The organism is Sporosarcina sp. OR05 (genome assembly GCF_041414805.1).
Taxonomy (GTDB): Bacteria; Bacillota; Bacilli; order Bacillales_A; family Planococcaceae; genus Sporosarcina; species Sporosarcina saromensis.
On sequence record NZ_JANKJL010000022.1, the window covers coordinates 1 to 20,251 of the forward strand.

The 20,251-nt window shown below is 40.0% G+C and carries 22 protein-coding genes and 1 pseudogene; 19 read left to right on the top strand and 4 right to left on the bottom strand.

What is annotated here, in order from left to right:
* Positions 1–51: 51 nt before the first annotated feature.
* From NRI27_RS17640 to NRI27_RS17700, 13 genes and pseudogenes are all read left to right on the top strand, one after another.
* Complete coding sequence (locus tag NRI27_RS17640; RefSeq protein WP_371391860.1) at positions 52–504, top strand: helix-turn-helix domain-containing protein; 453 nt, start codon at positions 52–54, stop codon at positions 502–504.
* Positions 505–1,293 (top strand): tetratricopeptide repeat protein, encoded by a 789-nt coding sequence (locus tag NRI27_RS17645; protein ID WP_371391861.1) that lies wholly within the window; start codon positions 505–507, stop codon positions 1,291–1,293. It begins immediately after the preceding gene.
* Positions 1,294–1,306: 13 nt separating this feature from the next.
* The gene (locus NRI27_RS17650) at positions 1,307–1,432 is read left to right on the top strand and encodes a hypothetical protein (RefSeq protein ID WP_371391862.1); all 126 of its coding nucleotides are present in this window, start codon (positions 1,307–1,309) and stop codon (positions 1,430–1,432) included.
* Positions 1,433–1,625: 193 nt separating this feature from the next.
* Positions 1,626–1,940, top strand: coding sequence for a hypothetical protein (locus NRI27_RS17655; protein ID WP_317944476.1), 315 nt, complete (start codon positions 1,626–1,628; stop codon positions 1,938–1,940).
* A 225-nt stretch (positions 1,941–2,165) separates the two neighbouring features.
* Positions 2,166–4,706 carry a hypothetical protein gene (locus NRI27_RS17660; RefSeq protein ID WP_371391863.1) on the top strand — a complete coding sequence of 847 codons (2,541 nt, stop codon included), beginning with the start codon at positions 2,166–2,168 and terminating at the stop codon, positions 4,704–4,706.
* 1 nt (position 4,707) lies between these two features.
* Positions 4,708–5,592 carry an ABC transporter ATP-binding protein gene (locus NRI27_RS17665; RefSeq protein WP_371391864.1) on the top strand — a complete coding sequence of 295 codons (885 nt, stop codon included), beginning with the start codon at positions 4,708–4,710 and terminating at the stop codon, positions 5,590–5,592.
* 705 nt (positions 5,593–6,297) lie between these two features.
* Positions 6,298–6,636: a hypothetical protein gene (locus NRI27_RS17670; RefSeq protein WP_371391865.1), complete on the top strand. Its 339-nt coding sequence runs from the start codon at positions 6,298–6,300 to the stop codon at positions 6,634–6,636.
* A gap of 546 nt (positions 6,637–7,182) precedes the next feature.
* Positions 7,183–7,824 (top strand): Ntn hydrolase family protein, encoded by a 642-nt coding sequence (locus tag NRI27_RS17675; RefSeq protein ID WP_371391866.1) that lies wholly within the window; start codon positions 7,183–7,185, stop codon positions 7,822–7,824.
* 116 nt (positions 7,825–7,940) lie between these two features.
* Entirely contained in the window at positions 7,941–8,378 is a 438-nt protein-coding gene (locus tag NRI27_RS17680; protein ID WP_371391867.1) for a hypothetical protein, read from the top strand.
* A 304-nt stretch (positions 8,379–8,682) separates the two neighbouring features.
* A complete protein-coding gene (locus tag NRI27_RS17685; RefSeq protein WP_371391868.1) occupies positions 8,683–8,889 on the top strand; it encodes a terminase small subunit in 207 nt (68 codons plus the stop codon).
* Entirely contained in the window at positions 8,876–9,313 is a 438-nt protein-coding gene (locus tag NRI27_RS17690) for a terminase small subunit (RefSeq protein WP_371391869.1), read from the top strand. The genes NRI27_RS17685 and NRI27_RS17690 overlap by 14 nt, the downstream gene beginning before the upstream one ends.
* An 8-nt stretch (positions 9,314–9,321) precedes the next feature.
* Positions 9,322–10,104 (top strand): annotated as a pseudogene (locus tag NRI27_RS17695) (PBSX family phage terminase large subunit); the annotation flags it as partial.
* A 235-nt stretch (positions 10,105–10,339) separates the two neighbouring features.
* Complete coding sequence (locus NRI27_RS17700; protein WP_371391870.1) at positions 10,340–10,717, top strand: YhfM domain-containing protein; 378 nt, start codon at positions 10,340–10,342, stop codon at positions 10,715–10,717.
* Positions 10,718–10,776: 59 nt separating this feature from the next.
* Here NRI27_RS17700 and NRI27_RS17705 read toward each other — a convergent pair whose 3' ends face one another.
* On the bottom strand, positions 10,777–11,214 hold the full coding sequence (locus NRI27_RS17705; protein WP_371391871.1) for a hypothetical protein: 438 nt from the start codon (positions 11,212–11,214) through the stop codon (positions 10,777–10,779).
* Between the two features lie 212 nt (positions 11,215–11,426).
* Between NRI27_RS17705 and NRI27_RS17710 the strand changes: the two genes are divergently transcribed.
* The 4 genes from NRI27_RS17710 to NRI27_RS17725 all read left to right on the top strand — a co-directional run bounded on the left by NRI27_RS17710 (position 11,427) and on the right by NRI27_RS17725 (position 14,404).
* Positions 11,427–12,206 carry an amino acid ABC transporter substrate-binding protein gene (locus tag NRI27_RS17710; protein ID WP_371391872.1) on the top strand — a complete coding sequence of 260 codons (780 nt, stop codon included), beginning with the start codon at positions 11,427–11,429 and terminating at the stop codon, positions 12,204–12,206.
* Positions 12,207–12,269: 63 nt separating this feature from the next.
* Positions 12,270–12,929 (top strand): amino acid ABC transporter permease, encoded by a 660-nt coding sequence (locus NRI27_RS17715; RefSeq protein WP_371391873.1) that lies wholly within the window; start codon positions 12,270–12,272, stop codon positions 12,927–12,929.
* A gap of 26 nt (positions 12,930–12,955) precedes the next feature.
* The gene (locus NRI27_RS17720) at positions 12,956–13,708 is read left to right on the top strand and encodes an amino acid ABC transporter ATP-binding protein (protein ID WP_371391874.1); all 753 of its coding nucleotides are present in this window, start codon (positions 12,956–12,958) and stop codon (positions 13,706–13,708) included.
* Between the two features lie 138 nt (positions 13,709–13,846).
* Entirely contained in the window at positions 13,847–14,404 is a 558-nt protein-coding gene (locus NRI27_RS17725) for a DUF420 domain-containing protein (RefSeq protein ID WP_371391875.1), read from the top strand.
* A gap of 47 nt (positions 14,405–14,451) precedes the next feature.
* Here the strand turns inward: NRI27_RS17725 and NRI27_RS17730 are convergent, their stop codons facing one another.
* Entirely contained in the window at positions 14,452–14,934 is a 483-nt protein-coding gene (locus NRI27_RS17730) for a general stress protein (RefSeq protein WP_317944446.1), read from the bottom strand.
* A 213-nt stretch (positions 14,935–15,147) separates the two neighbouring features.
* Here NRI27_RS17730 and NRI27_RS17735 point away from each other — a divergent pair, with 213 nt between their 5' ends.
* Positions 15,148–16,443 (top strand): purine/pyrimidine permease, encoded by a 1,296-nt coding sequence (locus NRI27_RS17735; RefSeq protein WP_371391876.1) that lies wholly within the window; start codon positions 15,148–15,150, stop codon positions 16,441–16,443.
* A gap of 46 nt (positions 16,444–16,489) precedes the next feature.
* On the opposite strand, the gene mnmH is transcribed toward NRI27_RS17735, so the two are convergent.
* Together mnmH and selD are read right to left on the bottom strand one after the other, a co-directional pair.
* Positions 16,490–17,554, bottom strand: a complete 1,065-nt coding sequence (mnmH, locus tag NRI27_RS17740; RefSeq protein WP_371391877.1) for a tRNA 2-selenouridine(34) synthase MnmH — start codon at positions 17,552–17,554, stop codon at positions 16,490–16,492.
* A gap of 16 nt (positions 17,555–17,570) precedes the next feature.
* Entirely contained in the window at positions 17,571–18,620 is a 1,050-nt protein-coding gene (selD, locus tag NRI27_RS17745) for a selenide, water dikinase SelD (protein WP_371391878.1), read from the bottom strand.
* 176 nt (positions 18,621–18,796) lie between these two features.
* On the opposite strand from selD, the gene NRI27_RS17750 reads away from it, so the two are divergent.
* On the top strand, positions 18,797–20,215 hold the full coding sequence (locus NRI27_RS17750; RefSeq protein WP_317944441.1) for an NAD-dependent succinate-semialdehyde dehydrogenase: 1,419 nt from the start codon (positions 18,797–18,799) through the stop codon (positions 20,213–20,215).
* Positions 20,216–20,251 lie beyond the last annotated feature (36 nt).

The following is a 20,251-nucleotide window of genomic DNA, read 5'->3' on the forward strand; positions in this document are numbered from 1 at the left end:
CATCAGACGGGATAGACTGTCGATGAATATACCCATAAGTAGGTGATGTAAATGCATGTTGGATATATGATCAAGATGGAGCGGCTCTCTCAAAAAATGAAACAGGCTGTCTTGGCTAAGGGGATTTGTTCTGAATCGCAACTAAGCAGAATTGAAAACGGGAACATTAAGGGCCGTGATGAGGTATTGGATAAGCTATCCAAGAGATTGGGTATTGCCATCTCAGACGACTTCAAAGATGAAAGGGTTCGTGTCGAGGATTATGTAGTGCGTTATGAAAGGATCATAAACACGCGTGATCAAGAAGGGGCAGCTAGACTCATTAGTGAGTTAACGGACAAGTTCCCTTCAGCTGGAATACAGACAAGAATAGAGTTAGAACTGATGGCAATACGGTTAAGTCTAGTGTTGAAAGGCGGAGAAAAAGAAACACGGAGGAAACTTGCAAAGTATCAAGACATTCAATCGGAATTGACACCTCAACAAGCCTTTGCTGTTTTATAAATGAAAGGAATGTCTTTATATACAAACGGTGAGTTAAAAGAAAGTTTGGAAGCGCTCTCAAAGGCGAAATGCATGACGGAAAGTCTTGCACTCTCGCCATTTGAACGAGCTGATTTTGCCTATGTCCTATCTGTCGTTCTTATGGCGAATGGGCAGAAATTTGAGGCACTTGTACAAGCTAAGCAAGCGCTTGCCTATTTTGAATCAATAATGATGGAACAGCGGGTAGTGGAATGCCATATGATTTGCGGAGTAGCTTACAAAAATAATGATAATTTAACAAAAGCTCTCGAAGTATTCCATCTTGTTGAAATGATTTGCATTCAGTTTGACTTGGATTCCTTACTAGGCATTCTTCACCAAAATATTGGCGATGTTTATTCGGTGATGGGTGAGTCGGAGCGTGCCATTTCACATTTTGAAATAGCTATCGATCATAAAGAGCTTCCGAGTGAACTGTTGTACTCTATCTATTCTTTGGTGAAGGAATATGAAAAAATAGGAAGACTGGATCAGGTAAAAAAATGTTTGAAAGAAGGATCAGGACTAGTGCCTGAATTGCATGAGAGAAAAAGAGAGTATTATGAGCACCACTTTAATGCATATGAAGCCGTATGTTCACAAGATGAAAAAAAGATAGAAAATGCAATGTTGTCGGCATTCCACTTCTTTAAAAAAAGAGGTAGTCATAAACAATGGATGGATTACGCAAAAAAACTTGCAGACCTCTATGCTAGAAATGGCAAATATAAAAAAGCGGTGGATTTTTATAAAATGATAGTTGGCTAAAAGGGTGGCTGAGATGAAGCGATGGATGTTTGGATTCCTTATTGTATTTTTCCTTTGGGGGAGTGCGGCTGCTTTCCAATTGAGTGGAGAAGACGAAGAACTGCCAGGAATTTCAGAAGAATATACGCATGAATTGTAAAATGCCTATCATTTGCGAAAATGCTGTCTGAAAATGCTCTAAAAACGCTACTTTTCATAGCTCATTTGCGCAATAAATAGTTATGGACAATATTGGTGGAATATGGAATGATTGAATTGTGAGAACTATCGGCCGATATTCTTCGTGAGAGTTTCTTTTTTATACTAAAAAATAGAGATGGAGGAATAAATTTATGAAGAAGATTAAAGTATTATCTTTAAGTTTAATCGCCGCTTTATGTTTAGGATTATCAGCACCATTCTCAAGTGTCCAAGCTTCTGATAACGTTAACGCGCAAATTACTCCCATGGCAGATAGGATATTTGTGGAACAACTTAAAGCTCCAACATATACATCAGCTATTTGGGTTACAGAAGTCCGAAACGGAAAAACGTACTCTGGGTATTTATACAATAGAGGTTTTCATCCTACGAATGGATACTCGATATTTAATGGTTGGCTTGATGCTGCACCTTACGTAGATCCTTATCTGCTGGAAGATAATTAATATATAGAAAAGTCGTACAAAGCATTTTTTATGTACCCCTTTAAGTTGATATTGTGTAAATTCACTAATGTTTATACTACTGCTTAAAGGTTTTTTTTTTATATTGGCAATCGGAAAATGAACATTTATAAAAAAGTACTATTGAATCAGAGTAGGTAAGGTCAAGGTTTGTAAAATACGAAGAGGAATCACTGGATAATGTTCAATGATATGGGGAGTGAGTTGATGAGAAAAATAATTGCCTTTATGGTTAAAGGGATTATCAAGAGCAAATACGTCTTGTGGCTATCGCTTGTATTAATTGTTTTTATATTATTACTTTACGGAATCAACACTACACAATCAGGGGCAACTAAAAAAGAGTTACAGGCTACTTTTGAAAAACGGTTAGAGAATATTGATTTTTTAATTGGAAGAGCTTTAAACAAGAAGAGGAATATTGGTTTATCAGAAGAGGCGGAACGTGGATTAGATAGTTTATTAATCCAAGAAGAATATTTAAAAACAATAGAAAGTAAGTTAAATGATGAAGATTTAGATATTTCATCCGAAAATCTAGATTATATTAAAGAATACAGCGTGTATGAAAGTACTATTTCCATTCCTTATCAAAATATAGATGTTTTGCATATCGAACAACGGAAAGCAGAAATCTTAAAGAAGTATAATTTATCCTACACTGAACAAGAGACTCCTTATAACACTGCTTTGTTTACTAAGAAATTATTTCAATTATTATTCAGCCCAATTACCGCGTTTCTATTTTTACTTATTTTCATCTATAAATATAAATCGGATGAACAGAATCGGATATTTGATTTTTTAAAAGTAAAATCGTTATCGAATCCTGTTATCTATTATGGCTATTTGATACCATTTTTACTAATCGTAGTTGGATACATAATTCTGGCAAGCTTCTTATCATTTCTACCTCCTTTGGTCACTGGAAATTTGAAAACAATCCACTATCCAATTGAAGTTGTAGTGGGTGCAGATACATTGATGGTACCTGTATGGAAATGGCTTCTCTATATGCCGATAGGCTGGGGAATTTTTGTTTCATTGCTGCTCGTATCGGCAATTTGTTTATTCAAACAACGATTTAGTATGGGTACGTTGTTAACCATAATTACTTTGCCTCTCGTAATCGCTTATATTGTCTCAGTTCAATTCGGTTTTTACATCGTTAATCCAATCCATTTAATTGTTTCATACGAAATGCATCTGCTGCCTACGCATCATTTTGTGCCCTATTTGGTTGGTATGTCTGTTCTGCTTATTATTTTTTTAATCGCTTCCTATCCGGTTTTCAAATCGAAGGGATTGTACCTTAAAGTCCCTGTGCTCCATTCTATCCGAAAACAGTATGCGCCCAAAAACAGGTGGAAGCTGATTCAATTTGAACATCTAAAAAAGAAGCGAAAAGGTCATGTGCTCTTATCGCTAATTCTGTTAGTTGGAATTATCGGGGGTACGTACATCTTTGTTAATCAACAATATCAAAATCTTCCCAAAACGTATTTGCTAGTAATTGAAGAACAGCAAAATTTTTACGTTGAACAGCAAATGCATTGGAAAGTGCTTGAAGAAGAGTTTGATATGGAAATTGAAATGATGCGTGCTGATCACGAAAAATCCGGTGAAGAGACGGAGTTCGTTTCCGCCGAGAATCCATATACGATTATGATTGAAAATATGGATCTCTCCTATCGCTTGTTAGATGATTTAATGAACGAAATTGGAGAAAAGAACTTTCCTGAAAAGTTTCGGGAAACAATGAACACCATACGAAAGGAACCATCCTATAAAGAATTAGATCGAAATCTATGGGATGTAACGGTAATGGCTTCTGAAGAGCAGCAACGTATTCTAGCGGAAAAGGAAATTACGCCATGGCCGATTGGACCTCTGTGGATTTCACATTTTCAGGACCCAAGCACGGCCCTTAATGACGTTCATTACACAATACTCAAAGCGAATCAAGAGCGGAATACGAAGTATGGAAATAGCAGCCTGTTTTCTGTCTACAAATACTTGAATTGGAATATGATGTTGTTTGGTATGGGTGTCTTCATCCTTTTATTATGGACAAGCTTGTCCGATGAGCGACAGCCGAATCCGTCCATCAATTTCATGAAAACCAAAACGATTTCTTTCCGTTCAATCTATGTAAGCAAGTGGGCTTACAATCTGATGATTGCTTACGGATTGCTTGTTCTATGTGGGGGCATTGTATTCCTATTCAGTTCACTAATCGGTGGTATAGGTGAATCGCAATATCCAATTTTAGTATATGCGACGGGGAGTTACGAGGATGGCTTCACGCTTGAATTGTCGCCCGATGTTACTTCAAATGAAAGTGCCGACGACGGGGTATTTTATTCTTATGGAGATAATGTCAATTTCTATTTTGAAAGTTTGCTCATGCTTATCATGAAGAGCGGCATGCTGATTATGGCTCAAATCTTCTTTTTGAACAGTTTGTTTAGCTTAGTGGGGAGATGGGTGAAAAATCAGTATGTGACGATTATCATTACGTTGCTGCTGGTATTTACAGGCTATTTCTTGGCTAGTCAGTATACGTCGGCAAGTTATATGTTTTTGAATCCATTCACGTATTTTGATACATGGAATGTCGTGGATGGTTGGAAATCGATTGTCGCGAATTCAGCTGCTGTGAACTTCATCAACGGAAGTATCATTCTATTTGTCAGTGGAATCCTGTTGTTCATCATCGGCTTACTAGCAGGAAGGAGGAAGGCGTAATATGTCGATTTTAAAAGTCGATCAGCTTACGAAGAACTATGGGAAACGAAGTATCCTGAAAGAAATTACGTTTGAAATGAATGAAGGCGATATCATCGGTCTTGTGGGGCCAAATGGGGCGGGGAAATCTACTTTGATGCGTTCCGTTTTAGCATTGGAAGATGTAGAAAGCGGCTCAGTGCGGATTAAAGGCATTTCTAACCAGAATCCTGAATTCTTCAGATATGTCACATTCCTACCAAGTGACAACTACCTCTATATGCATCTCACAGGATACGATCATTTGGCATTTGTCGCGAGTATTTATAATCTGGACAAGAAGGAAATCGATGAAGTTATACAATTGATAGGAATCCGGACGTATGTCAATAATCCTGTCAAGTCTTATTCATACGGCATGCGACAGCATCTGCTGATTGCGTTAAGTATCCTGACAAAACCGCTCATTATCTTGATGGATGAACCTTTCAATGGGTTAGATCCGACAAGTGTAATTGAACTGAAGGAATTGATTCGCGCATTACATGCCAAAGGGATTAGCCTACTCATTTCCACACATAACCTGGATATATTGGAAGATTTGACGAGCACGATCTGGTTCATCAAAGATGGCGAGTTGGTTAAAAATGATATGCTGCTTGATGGAAATGACCCATTTCAAATTGAAGTTGTGGTGCCCGCCGAAACTTCATTGGAAAAAGTGATGTCGGACAGTCAATTGCCTTATCGTCTATTGGACAATCGTTTATTTACGGATCCGGCATATGAGTTGGAGAAATATCTTGAATGGTTGATAAAGAATGGAGTAACAATTCAATCAGTGAATCGTAGTAAACGGAATTTGGAAGAGATGTATAAGAGTTTTTATGAGGTAAATGTGCGGTAAAAGGGATGGTTGTGTGCCGCCTAAACGCGTCTAGGAATGAGAAAGCAACTTCCATAAAATAAAGGGAGGTTGCTTTTCATTTTAACTAATCAGCACAAGTAAGGAACATGGATTAATAAAAAGGGGTAAGATTTTTCAAGTTATTATAAGAATTATGCTCTATTCATACAATGTATTAACTAGAAGGTATTTATCGGACGCTTGGAATAAATCCTATGTAATAGAAGGAAGGTGTTTTCGTGGCTGTTTTAGCCATTAACAATCTATCAAATGGCTTTAAGAATCACTGAGAATTGGACGGCATCACTTTAAAAAAAGGTGCAAGTTTGAATTCAGTTAATTCACTACAATTGCATTTAGATGAGTGCAAAGTGTAATAGTTGCTGGGTTTTCAGTTGATTCCTGTATAAATAATCAAATTGGTTGAATTGACGTGAATGTTTCTGACAAAGGCGCCGTCAATTGATGATTCTTCATTTAGGAAATATCGTCCAGTTCCTCCGGTCTGAATTTATAACATTGGTTCTAAGGATGCTAATATCCTTAAAAAGTTAAAGAATCAAGATGAATTAACTTTTGAAGAGTTGGCAGCCCTTGATTTAGAATTGTCAGTCCAAGAGACCTTATCGAAAATTCAAGAAAAAGTAATATCACCTGAAGTTGGACAGTTAGTTGAGGAATCCAAAAAACATAAGGAATGAGTATATGAAAAAGCTGTTATGGATTGGTCCTTGTCTGATCCTTTTAAGTGCATGTAAACCTTTTTCCGAACCTTTAATAGAAGGTGAAATGATTAAACTCTCAATTCAGTGTACAAATGGTAAAACGGTTGTTATTGATAATCAAGTAACAATTGATAAAGTATTAATCGATATCAACAGTTCAATGAGAGAAGGTACGGAAAAAATGGAATTTGACCTCGAACATCAAGCTACGCTTGAAAGTAACGATGGTGAGACAGTTACTTTCAATCTATTCGATGGGGGTAAAACGCTTGTTTCAGGTTATTATGTTCACTCTAATATTGAAGATTACTGTAAATAGTCAATAAAGGAAATAATTATTATTAGTGAGTATTTCGATATAAGTAGAACCTACCGGATCAACCAGTGGGTTCTTTCTTTTTGTAGTAGTTTTGCCATTTATAAATTATCCAATTGTCCAACTGGCTATTCAAAAATAGAAGTGTTGCTTGAACTAAAAAGTAAACTGAAAATACAACTTTTCAATAGGTTCGATACTTTTATTCACATGCTTTTCCAAGAGTCTAGCAGAACTATGGCGGAATGTTTTAAAAGAGGTCCCTGTGCCAGGTTGAATTCAGTTAATTTACTACTATTGAATTTAGATGAGTGCAAAGTGTAATAGTTGCTGGGTTTTCAGTTGATTACTGTATAAATAATCAAATTGGTTGAATTGACGTAAATGATTCTGACACAGGCACCGTTAATTAAAGTCTGCATATGTGAGGGGAACCATTAAAGGAGGGGGGCGCTCGGTCGACCGGGTCACTCCAATAGCCCCGATACATACAAGCGATCACAACATTACTCTCTTTTTGTTATAATGAGAAAAAAAGGAGGAGTTGGATTGACCGTTCTGATTGCAATGGCTGCATATCCACCTAGTGGAGAAAAGCCATATGTATTATTTGGTAGCGATTCGTTGGAAGTTATTTATAGCTTGGCGGAAGATGGCGTGATAGAAGTGGATGATCGAAACGAGTCGCAACAAAAGATTTTTCGTAAGCACGATAAACTTTTTGCGTTCGCGGGGCTGTTTGAATCAAGCCTCGTCCTTAATCTAATGAACTTTCTTGACAGTGAAATTGCTCAAGAGACAGAAATTGAAACAACTGCTGAAATTATTTTGGGGTTTATAAGGGGACAGATGTTTAGTGAAAATGTAACTGTTTATAATATTTCCGTTATCATCGGACAAATAGATAAAAGTGGGAAACCCTCTTTATTAGCTTTCGATGTTAATAAAGATGGGTTAGTTCAAGAGCCGGTTGACGCTGTCACATTAGAAAATGAATTGGAGTATTGGGTTATACCTGCAGGCGAAGAACCATCATTTGCGATTAAAGAGAAATTTCAAGAAGGAATTGAAAAAAGTAATCTGGACATGGCGCTTGTCGAGCAAACGATTGAACGATTTTTAAAGGAAGCTGCAGGAGAATATTCTGAAACATGTAATCAAGATATTAAAATTAAAAAGTTGCCACTCTAGACTGAGTATTTTTTCTACGCCTAAAAATTAAAGGGGGGCACGGTGTTCTGAATCTATAGCTCTTTGTGAAGGATTTTCACCTTTCTTGGCGAATAGTGTCAGTGGGAGGTGAAAATATGATATTGGAAGATTACTTAAATTCTATGGATGCTTTTGATAGGTATAAAGGGCATCAACTAAGGGAATTTATTAGTGATTTAACTGTGGACCACAAAGTAGAAATTAATGATGTGAACTCCATGTTTTACGCAAGAGGTTTTTATGCGGAAGAATTAACAGATAAACTTTATTACTTTGGAAAAGTGAATATTAAGGTTGTTGAATTAATTAAAGATGATGGTGGAAAACTTGAATGCATAACTATAGCAAATATAAAAACATCCAGCATAATTGAGGTTGAATTGACTTTAGGTAGAGATAGGGAAGTTGGAATCCAAATTAAGTTTAAAGATGGCACTGATTTAATATTTCACAACAAAGAAGACTCAGATGGGAAAAATAATATTAGTGCAGGAAACCAAATAAAGTCGATCTACAGTCTATTAACAGAATGAAAGTTGTATAAGAGCATCCTTTGGGGTGCTTTTTCTATGTCTGAAAATAAAGGAGTGAGTGGTGATGTGAAATGCCTAACTGGGAAGAGATTCAGAGAGAGTGGGAAACAACTAAAATAACTCTTGCTACATTAGCAGAAAAGCATGGTGTGAAGCTCGGTACTTTAAAGAGCAGAAAGAGCCGTGATAAGTGGTCGAGGGGTGCACCGAAAAAGGATGCAACCAAAACGCAAAAGGATGCAACCATACCTAAAAGGATGCAACGGAAAAAGAGGTATTTGAGCCTGTTGTAGAGTCTGACGATTTGAACGACAAACAACGGCTTTTTTGTATTTACTACATTAGATACTTCAATGCGACGAAGGTTTATCGAAAGGCTTATGAGTGTGACTACAAGACAGCTAATGTCACTAATGTCAACGGCAGTCGTCTGCAAGTAAATGCTAATATCCGTGACGAGATAACAAAGATGAAAGAAGAAAGGGGCAACTGGTTTATTGTTAAGTGCTGATGTCGTTCTCCAGCAATACATCGTCATCGCCTTTGCAGACATCACAGACTTTGTTGTATTCGGTTCAGAAGAAGTCGTAGCAATGAATGAACTTGGCGAGCCTATCCTTGATGATGAAGGCGAGAAAGTAACCTACTTACTGAACTACGTTAACTTGAAGAATGCTGATGAAGTTGATGGATCTTTGATTACAGAAGTGAAGCAAGGTAAAGATGGTGTATCTGTCAAGCTTTTAGACAAGATGAAAGCGTTGGATATGCTAGCGAAGTATACCGACCTCTTATCTGACAGCGACAAGAAACGTTTGCAGGAAGAAAAGTTAAAAATGGATATCACTAAAACCGAAGCAGAAATCGACAAACTGACGGGGAACAATGATGACGGTCCAATTGAAATCATGATCACTCGAAAGCGAGGTCGCTAATGGTTGCTATGCAGAAAGAAGTCAATCCTCATTTTGAAATTTTTTTGTTTAACTGGAATCAGAAGTTTCAGTTCCTAGTCGGTGGCTACGAATCCAGTAAGTCCTATCACGCTGCACTAAAAATAATATTGAAGTTGATTTAAGAAAAAAGAACGGCATTGGTCGTTCGTGAAGTTTACGACACGCACAGGGACTCAACATTCTTCTTGTTCGAGGAAATCATTAAGGAAATGGTTTTATCCCATAAAATCAGATGTGTGTCATCACCAATGCACATACGATTTCCGAATGACAGTAAAATCATTTTCAAAGGGATGGATAAGTCTGCAAAGTTAAAATCGATTAACAACGTCTCACTCATCTGGATAGAAGAAAGTTCAGAAGTGAAATACGCAGGCTTTAAAGAGTTACTTGGACGTTTACGACATCCATCGTTAAAGCTCCATATGATTCTATCGACAAATCCAGTAGGAGAAGATAACTGGACGTACTTACATTTCTTTCAAGACAAAATTAACAAGCGTTTTGTTTTGGATGACAAAGAACTGTATCAAAAGCGAACGATGATTGTGGACGATACTTACTATCATCATTCCACGGCGGATGATAACCTGTTTTTGCCTCAGAGTTACATTGATCAACTTGAAGAAATGAAAGAGTACGACCCCGACCTTCACCGGATAGCGCGGAAAGGCCGTTTTGGCGATAACGGAAAGCGGGTATTGCCGCAATTCCAAGTTATGCCGCATGAACAAGTTATGAATGCTATCGAGGAAATCAAGAAGCCGATGTAAAGATTGAAAACAGGTCTCTGAGCCCAGTTTGAATTTAGTTAATTCACCACAATTGCATTTAGATGAGTGCATAGTATATCAGTTACTGGGTTTTCATTTGAATACTGCATAATTAATCAAATTGGTGGAATTGACGTGAATGTTTCTGGCACAGGCACAGTAAAATAAATACACACAAATTATGTAACCTCCAATCCCATCTCACGTCTACTCTTAAAAAGGTGGAATATTCATGAAGAACATTTTACTCCTATTCATCCCTCTTTGTATGTACCTATCTGCTTGTTCCCAAAATACACAACCGGAAAAGAAAGTGCAAACAAATCCAACTGCATCCCAATCAACCATTCAATTCGACCTTTCAGTAGATGACATATCCTCTTTCAAACAAGCTGTAAAAGATTCCACAAAAGAGCCGGGAATCGTAAATATGGCAGCTCCCCAGTTCACATTCAGTTTAGATGACGAAAAATTTGCCTTATGGATTACCGATGATTCTGGTTCGCTCATGAAGACAACCGATACACATACGATTTACAATCTCTCCGATCATTCAGTAGCAGCGATTTATCAAATACTTTCGGACAAAGATTTAGTGAGTAGTCGTTAAACAAAAAGCACTAGGCGCATACTAATGTATGTACCTAGTGCTTTTCGTTTCTACTCGCATTAACGTTTGTTCGGATCCATGCCATTTGGCTCTTCGCTGAGTCCGTTCACTTCTATTTCTTCTGGAGTTTGTTGAAACGTTTGGCCGTGTTCGAATTTATATACGGATGATGCAGGGTCCATTCCATTTGGTTCGTTGGCCTGTTCGTACGTTTCTGTATTATTTTGATTTAGTTCATTGCTATCGAACTCATTGACTGGTTGTTGCTGAAAAGACTGACCGTGCAATGACGGATCTACACCGTTAGGTTCCGGGCCGAGTTCATTGCTTTCAAAGTCGTTTCGATTCGATCCAGTAAAATCTTGTTCGTCCACAGGAGTGGGGTGAGCAGCTTTTGGTTCATTTTCATACGTTTTAGAATCACGGGAATATACGTGTTGGACTTCCAATCGACGACGTTTTTCTGTTGCAGGTACTTCATTTGGTTGTTTGTTCATCTTTCACGCCTCCTCAGTTTTTCAAAACAGTGTACTGTTCAATAACCGTTTTCTACCAATCTTAAACGCTATCCTTTTCACGTGCTATACAATTATGTAATATTCCGTCTATAAAAGAAGGGGTTTTCATTGCGAAACAATCGTGTTATAGTAGCAATACGTTAACGAGTTAAAGTGTTGAAGTTTAATATACATGAAAAGAGGTATTTTACATGAAGAGAATGTTACTGTTCGTCGGAGTCTCCGTAATGACACTGTTTGTATTAGCTGCATGTGGGACATCCAAAAATAATTCAGCAAATAATGATGTGTTGGTCATCGGTGTGGATGATAAATTTGCGCCAATGGGCTTCCGGGATGAGAATAACGAATTGACTGGTTTTGATATTGATTATGCAAAAGCAGCAGCAGAGCATATGGGGATGGAAGTGAAGTTCCAACCGATTGATTGGAAAACAAAAGAAACAGAATTGAGTAGTGGTCGGATCGATTTGATTTGGAACGGTTATACGATTACTGAAGAACGTAAAGGGAAAGTACTATTTACTAAGCCTTATTTGAAAAATGCACAAGTTGTAGCGACATTGACGGATTCATCCATTGAGAAGTTGGACGACCTATCTGGCAAGAAAGTTGGTTTGCAAGGTCTATCTTCTGCATCTGATGCTTTGAGCGCAAATCCGGTACATGAAAAAGTGAAGTCAATCTCTGAGTATGCTGATAATGTATTGGCGTTGACAGACTTGAAAGCGGGTCGTGTGGACGCAGTCGTTATCGACGAAGTCGTCATTGATTACTACATGTCTAAGGATGAAGGGACTTTTAAAGTCATTGGTGAATCATTGGCGCCTGAAGAGTATGGAGTTGGCGTGAAAAAAGGAAATGAAGAGTTGTTGGATAAACTGCAAGACGCGTTGGATAAAATGAATGAAGACGGTAGTGCAGCTGACATTTCGACGAAGTGGTTCGGTGAAGACAAAGTATTGAAGTAAATAGGGTGCTAAATGGGTTTTCCATGTGAAAACCTGTTTTGCTTTTTGAAGGAGTTTTGCCAAATGTCTATCGATTATTTAATATCCATTATAAAACCGATGTTAGAAGGGGCTCAAGCGACAGTCTTATTATTTTTAATCGCCATTATCGTATCCATTCCGCTTGGATTCCTGTTAACATTGTCTGTGCGCAGTTCCATTAAACCGCTCGCTTGGCTGGCGAATGCGTATATTTATTTAATGCGTGGAACGCCATTGCTGTTGCAATTGCTTTTCATCGTGTTTGGTTTGCCGCTCATCCCGGTCATCGGGGAATACCTCGTGTTGGATCGGTTTGTGGCCGCATCGATTGGTTTCATCTTAAACTATGCAGCGTACTTTGCGGAAATCTTCCGTGGTGGACTGTTAGCGATTGACAATGGACAATATGAAGCGTCAAAAGTGCTTGGGCTGAATCGTTGGCAGACGACGACGAGAGTGGTTTTGCCGCAAATGATTCGAATTGCATTGCCGGCAGTGGCAAACGAATCGGTTACGTTAGTAAAAGACACTGCGCTGTTATACGCTGTAGCCGTACCGGAACTGTTACACTTTGCACAAACCGCCGTCAACCGTGACTTTACCATCGTCCCGTTCGTATTGGCAGGTATCATTTATTTACTCATTACGTTATGTTTGACGTTATTCTTTAAATGGTTGGAAAGAAGATTACGTTTTGATTGATGATTTTTAAGTAAGGAGTTGTAAGCATGGCGATTTTGGAAGTGACGAACTTAAAGAAATCTTTTGGGCCGCTCGAAGTCCTCAAACAGATTTCTTTTAATGTGAATAAAAATGAAGTCGTTGCGGTCATTGGACCATCTGGATCAGGGAAAAGTACGATGCTTCGGAGTTTAGTCCATTTAGAGGAAATTGACGGTGGGAGCATTGCGGTAGATGGGCAGTTCATTGTCCAAGAAGGGGTTTATTCAAAACCGCAGCAATTAAAACAAATTACGTCGAAGATGGGGATGGTGTTCCAACATTTCAATTTGTTTCCTCATTTAACGGTGTTGGATAATTTAGTCCTTGCTCCTAAATTGCTGAAAGAGGGAAGTACAGCAGACCTTCGTAAGCGTGGGGTAGAGTTATTGGCGAAAGTAGGGCTCGCTGATAAGGCCGACGTGTTGCCAGCAAAGCTCTCAGGTGGGCAAAAACAACGTGTTGCGATTGCTAGGGCATTAATGAGAAACCCTGACATTTTGTTATTCGACGAACCGACATCCGCACTGGACCCGGAATTGACGGGGGAGGTGCTTCGTGTGATGAAAGATCTCGCGCAGGAGCATATGACGATGATTGTCGTGACACATGAAATGGAGTTTGCACGGGATGTAGCGGATACTGTGCTCTTTATGGATAACGGCGAAATAATCGAGTCGGGAAGTCCGGTTGATTTATTGACGAATCCGAAAAAAGAACGGACAAAAGCGTTTTTACAACGTACGATGAGAGAATCGTGAATAGAAACGGCGGTTGGAGGCATTATTCTTCAGCCGCTGTTTTTTGTTTGAATTTGACAACACTGTGAAGTTACCACTCATTCTAATGAAATATGATACACTACAAAGTGATAGAGGACAGAAAGGGATGTACTGCTTATGAATCAAGAAATGGATAGGCTATCGGGTAAACCGTTTAAGAAACGCAATTATAAACCTGCCATCATTATTTTGTCAGTCGTATTGATAGGGGTTATCGCTTTGCTATCAGGGCGCAGGGGAGTCGAAGAATTTACCGCATTTGATATTACGATTCTACCGTTATTGAACGCGATTTTTAACAGCTTCACATTTTTGTTCCTTGTAGCTGCTCTTGTTGCGATTAAAAAACGAAACATTAATGCTCACCGGAAATTCATCTACGCTGCGTTTTTCACAACATCGTTATTCCTTGTGACGTATGTGTCTTATCATTATTTGGCACCGTCCACGTCGTTTGGTGGTTCGGGGATCGTAGCGGGAATTTATTATTTTGTGTTGATTACACATATCGTTTTAGCAGCAGCCATTGTGCCGCTTGCATTGACAAGTGTCGCACGTGCTTGGAACAGAGAACATGAACGTCACCGTAAAATCGTTCGTTGGACGATGCCATTATGGTTGTATGTAAGTTTTACGGGTGTGCTAGTCTATATAATGATCTCTCCGTATTATTAATATTGAAAAAGGCTGTCCAAACATTACGGACAGCCTTTATTATGCAGTTAAACAAGTGGGCGATCTGGATAGTCCATACGATTATCTGGATGTAAATACTCGCCATCTACTAATACGAGAATCTTACCCTCGTCAAAATATTCGGTGTAACGGTGTGCATCTTCTTCCGGGATGCCCATGCCAATTAATGCACCGGCAAGTCCGCCGACACCTGCACCTGCAGCAGCACCCGTTATGCCTGCTACAATGGGGCCGGCTGCGATAATTGGTCCGATACCCGGAATCGCGAGTGCACCAAGTCCTGCAAGTACACCACCGAGTCCTCCGAGCAGACCGCCAGTCGCCGCACCTGTTGCCGCCCCGTCAGCAGCATGTGTTTCCGTTCGCGCTTCAATATTTTCTACATGTTCCTTATCCTTACTAATAATCGATATCTCACTTGAGCTGTAACCTTGGCGTTTCAACTCCTCAATTGCTTGCACCGCTTCTGCTTCTGTATTGTAATACCCAACGACATGTCTTTGTACCATAATCGAACGCCTCCTAGTCATTTTTCATAGTTTAGTAATTGCTATTCATGAAATTACCCTTCGTCATTCGTTTCAAACATGACGAATATTACAAGATGGTTACTTTAAGGGAAAAGCTAAAAATCAATCTTTTCAATAAAACAATACTTCGGTACTTGAAGTGTTATACTAAAGAACAGAAAAAAATGAATCAATCGTTATCGAGGTGTGTTTATGAAGTATGTATTAGGTGGCTTGCAATGGGCCGTTTTTTTAATTGCGTCATCGATTGCTGCACCCATTGCCATTGCAAATGTTTTTGGAATGGATTCTGCTGAAACAGCACTGTTCATCCAACGGACAATGTTTGTGCTCGGTGTCGCATGTGTCGTCCAGGCCATTTTCGGTCATCGGATGCCGATAAATGAAGGGCCAGCCGGCTTATGGTGGGGCATCTTTGTTGTTTATGCTGGCATGGTAGGTGTTTTATATCCGACGAATGAAGATGCCTTACAATCGTTACAAAGCGGGATGATTGTGAGTGGTGTGCTTTTCGTCCTCCTAGCTTTATCAGGTCTCATCGGTAAGATGAAAAAATTATTTACGCCAGCAGTAACGTTTACGTATTTAATGCTGCTTATTCTGCAGTTGAGCGGAACATTTCTGCGTGGAATGGTCGGTGTAGGGGGACCGGAAGATCGTATCGACGGTCTGTTATTCATCGGCAGTTTCCTCGTTGTCATTGTTACGATGTTAACGATGAATCATAAAGTTCCATGGATATCGAGGTATTCAGTATTGCTTTCTATCGGGTTTGGCTGGATCTTATTTCTTCTCATTGGAAAAGCGGATATGGTCCGAGCAAATTTAGATCAAATCCTGAAACTGCCCGATGTATTCGTATATGGCAAGCCGGTTTGGGACAGTGGTGTCGTCGTCACAGCCTCATTCATAACGCTGTTACTTATCGCCAATATGATGGCATCAATTCGCGTCATGGAGAGTTTGTTGAAACAATCTTTTGCGATTACTCCACCTGATCGGATGAAACAAGGATCGATCGCATCAGGTGTCAATCATCTCCTTGCAGGTCTATTTTCTGCAATTGGGCCCGTTCCGATTTCAGGATCAGCAGGGTTTGTCGGCGCGACTCGTATGGCATCGTTGAAACCGTTCATTATTGGGAGTTTCATGCTAATTGTCATTACAATTTTCCCGGCTGTTATGTCAGTATTTGCGTCTCTTCCAGCGGCAGTAGCCTATGCAGTGACGTTTGCAATTTTTACGAAAATGGTTGAGATGGCTTTTTACGAATTGCGCGCGGAAAAGAACGAACAGCGCGCGTTTAAAGTAACAGCAATCGGACTCATGGTAGGGGTCGGAATTATGTTCATCCCGCAAGTGAGTATGTCGAACTTGCCGCACGCCATTACGGCTGTCTTGTCCAATGGCTTGATCACTGGTACGATACTTGCAATTATTATTGAACAATTTCTGTTGTTTAGGGAACGGAAAAATTCGATAGAATGAATAGAAAAAAGCATGAAAGCAATTTAACAACTGCTTTCATGCTTTTTTATGAGTTCACGTGTCTTGCCTGTTTTAAAGATTCCGTCAGTGCCAAAAGCTGTTCAAATGCATCTTCAATTGAAACTGCAAGAATCATGTGATTGTTCTCTTGTGGTTGTCTGGTCGTTGAATAGGCATATCGCGGATCATAGTAATGTTGCAACAATAACTGAACGGCACGGTCGAATTGATTTGTTTGTAATGCTTCTTCAATTTCTTTTGCAATCGGTACGTGAATTCTTCTTTTAATGCGTTGAAAGGCTTCATTGAAGTCCGCAGGTGATTGCCAAGGTTTATAAATGTCCAATAACAGCCGGACACGCTCTTCAATTGGGAGGTGAATAAATACATGTACACCTTTTTCTTTCTTGTCTAATAAGAACGAAGGGACACAAACTTTCCCAATGCGTCTGCTTTCTCCTTCAATAAACACAAAGGGTTCGTTAAAGTGCTTTTGCATCTCGTAAACGAGTAATGAATCAAACTTCTTCTGATTGTGAGGTGTTAGACCGATTTGGCCAAAAATGGAGCCACGGTGACCGGCAAACTGTTCCAAATCCAATATAGGAAATCCTTCTTTTACTAGCCGGTGCAATAAAATTGTTTTTCCGGAACCAGTATAGCCATTTAAGACGATCAAGTCAGGAGGGAAAACTCCTTTTTCAAGTTCGTTCACGACCCATTGCCGATAACTTCGCACACCTCCGCTTAATCGCTTGACCTCAACACCCATCAAGTCCAAGACCGTAGCAGCTGTCTTACTTCGCATACCACCTCGCCAACAAAAGACTGTCAGTGGCGTACCAATCTGTTTGCATTGTGCAATGAAAGTTGGAAGTTTTGCAGAAAACAGTTCCAACCCACGTTCAATAGCGGCTTCTTTGCTAACTTTTTTATAAAGGGTACCGATTTCTGCCCGTTCTTCATCAGAAAAAATCGGGATATTGACACTTCCCGGTATTGTCGCTTCATTGAATTCAGAAGGGGATCGTACATCGACGATTGTATTTGCTTTATTGTTTTGTAATGAAAGTAATTCAGCTACAGTTTTATCTTGAAACACAATGTTCACCTTCTACCTCTTCAATCTATTGTACAACGATCTTTCCTTGATGTTCGCGAACGACTTCACCGATTAACGCTGCGTTAACTCCGTTTTCAACGAGTTCGTTCAATAGAAGATCTGCTTCGTCTGCAGGTACGGATAACAGTAAGCCACCGGATGTAACGGCATCACAAAGAATGTAGCGATCGATCTCGTCAATTGATGCAGCAAACTCGACATCATTTTGGACATGTGCAAAGTTGTTCTTCGTTCCTCCTGGAATACGACCGGCTTGAGCAAGCTCTCTTGTGCGGGGAAGAATGGGAACTTGATCCGCATTGATTCGAATGCCGACTTTACTTGCTTTCGCCATTTCGCTCGTATGTCCAAGTAGTCCGAAACCAGTGATATCTGTAGCAGCATGGACGTCGAAATTGGCCATCGTCTCTGCTGTCTCCTTATTTAACGTTGTCATGACGGACGTCACTTGTTTCACTTCTTCGACAGAGAGCATGCCGTTTTTTAAAGCGGTTGTATGAATTCCAACACCGATTGGTTTTGTTAAAATGAGCTTGTCACCACTTTTTGCTCCTGCATTCGTTCGCACTCTTTTAGGGTGCACAGTGCCTGTAACGGCAAGACCGAATTTTGGTTCTTGGTCGTCAATGGAGTGTCCGCCTACTAGTGTAACGCCTGCTTCCTGTAGTTTATCAGCAGCGCCTTTTAAAATATTTGTGAGAATCTCTTTGTCCAAGTTTGCGATAGGAAATGCAACAATATTCAAAGCAGTTATCGGCTTTCCGCCCATTGCATATACATCACTGATCGCGTTTGTCGCTGCAATTTGACCAAAATCATATGGATCATCCACAATCGGTGTGAAAAAGTCCAAAGTTTGAACGATTGCCAACTCATCAGTCAGTCGATAGACACCCGCATCGTCGCTCGTATCCAGCCCAACGAGTAATTGAGGATCATATGGGGCAGGGGGGAGGTTTCGTAGCACTTGTGATAGTTCCGCGGGTCCGATTTTACAGCCGCATCCTCCTTTCGTCGTTAATGAAGTTAGTTTGATAGGGTTCGTTTCATTCATCCATTGAACCGCCTTTCGTGTATTTACATAAATTAGTGTAGCATAATCTGTAGGTGGGTATATCTCTATAAGTATCGTAAAAAGAGCAGGTTTTATCATTGAAGGCTTGCGTACTGAATTGGAAGAAAAAGCATGGTACATTGTGTATAGGTAGAGAGTACATGGGAGGTAGGAAGATGAAAGCTTATTCAATGATCATTAACGGAAAAAACGTTGGAGAAGACCTTTCCAAAATTGATGTGACCAATCCATCAACAGGAAATGTTATTGCGACAGTCCCTGACGGTGGTGCCGAGGAGGCGACGCAAGCAGTCGCCGCAGCATACACCGCTTTTGAGAAATGGTCTGACCGAACGGCTTATGAACGGAGCGCGCTTCTCGAAAAATGGTATGCGCTCATTAACGAGCATATCGATGAACTTGCGGAAACGATGACGGTAGAACAAGGCAAACCATTGCATGAAGCCCGCGGGGAAATGAATTATGCAAATGGGTTCATTTCGTGGTATGCAGAACAAGCGAAACGTATATATGGTGAAATGGTGCCTGCGAGTCATTCGAACAAACGTATTTTTGTGCATAAGCAACCAGTAGGCGTTGTTGCTGTCATTACGCCTTGGAATTTCCCGGCGGCAATGATTACTAGAAAAGTAGGGCCAGCTCTTGCTGCAGGATGTACGGTCGTCATCAAACCAGCTGAACAAACACCGATCACGGCAATAAAATTAGTGAAATTAGCACACGAAGCAGGAATTCCTGAAGGGGTCATCAACGTCGTCACAGGAGATGCGAAAGCGATTGGTGATGCATGGTTGAACGATGCGAGAGTGCGTAAACTAACTTTTACTGGCTCAACCGAAGTCGGAAAACTACTTATGCGTGGTGCTGCTGAAACGGTGAAGAAAATATCATTGGAGTTAGGTGGCCACGCACCTGCAATTGTGATGGAAGACTGTGATATCGACAAAGCTGTAGAAGGTGTCATCGCTGCAAAATACCGTAACGCAGGTCAGACATGTGTTTGTGCCAATCGTATCTATGTCCACGAATCAATCGTAGACGCGTTTTCTGTTAAATTCATAGAACGGGTCAAACAATTGCAAGTCGGTGACGGAAAACAAGAAGGTGTTCACATCGGCCCATTAATTGACGAAGCTGCAGTTAAAAAAGTCCAATCGCATGTAGACGATGCACAAGAAAAAGGTGCAAACGTAGCCGTAGGTGGAAGTCGGAAAGAAGGGCTTTTCTTTGAGCCAACTGTCTTACTTAACGTGACAGATGACATGATTTGTATGCAAGAAGAGACATTCGGTCCCGTCACACCGATAACAACTTTCGCAACTGAAGAAGAGGTATTGAAACGCGCAAATGACTCCATTTATGGACTGGCTGCCTATGTCTTCACGGAAAATCTTTCAAAAGGTATTCGGATGAGTGAAAAGCTAGAGTATGGCATCGTCGGCTTGAATGATGGCTTACCATCCACACCGCAAGCTCCATTTGGAGGGTTTAAACAAAGTGGACTGGGAAGGGAAGGCGGCCACCAAGGGATTGATGAGTATATTGAAGTGAAGTATATTTCGGTTGGTTTGTAAAGTTCGAAGACATCCATTATTTTGGGTGTCTTTTTG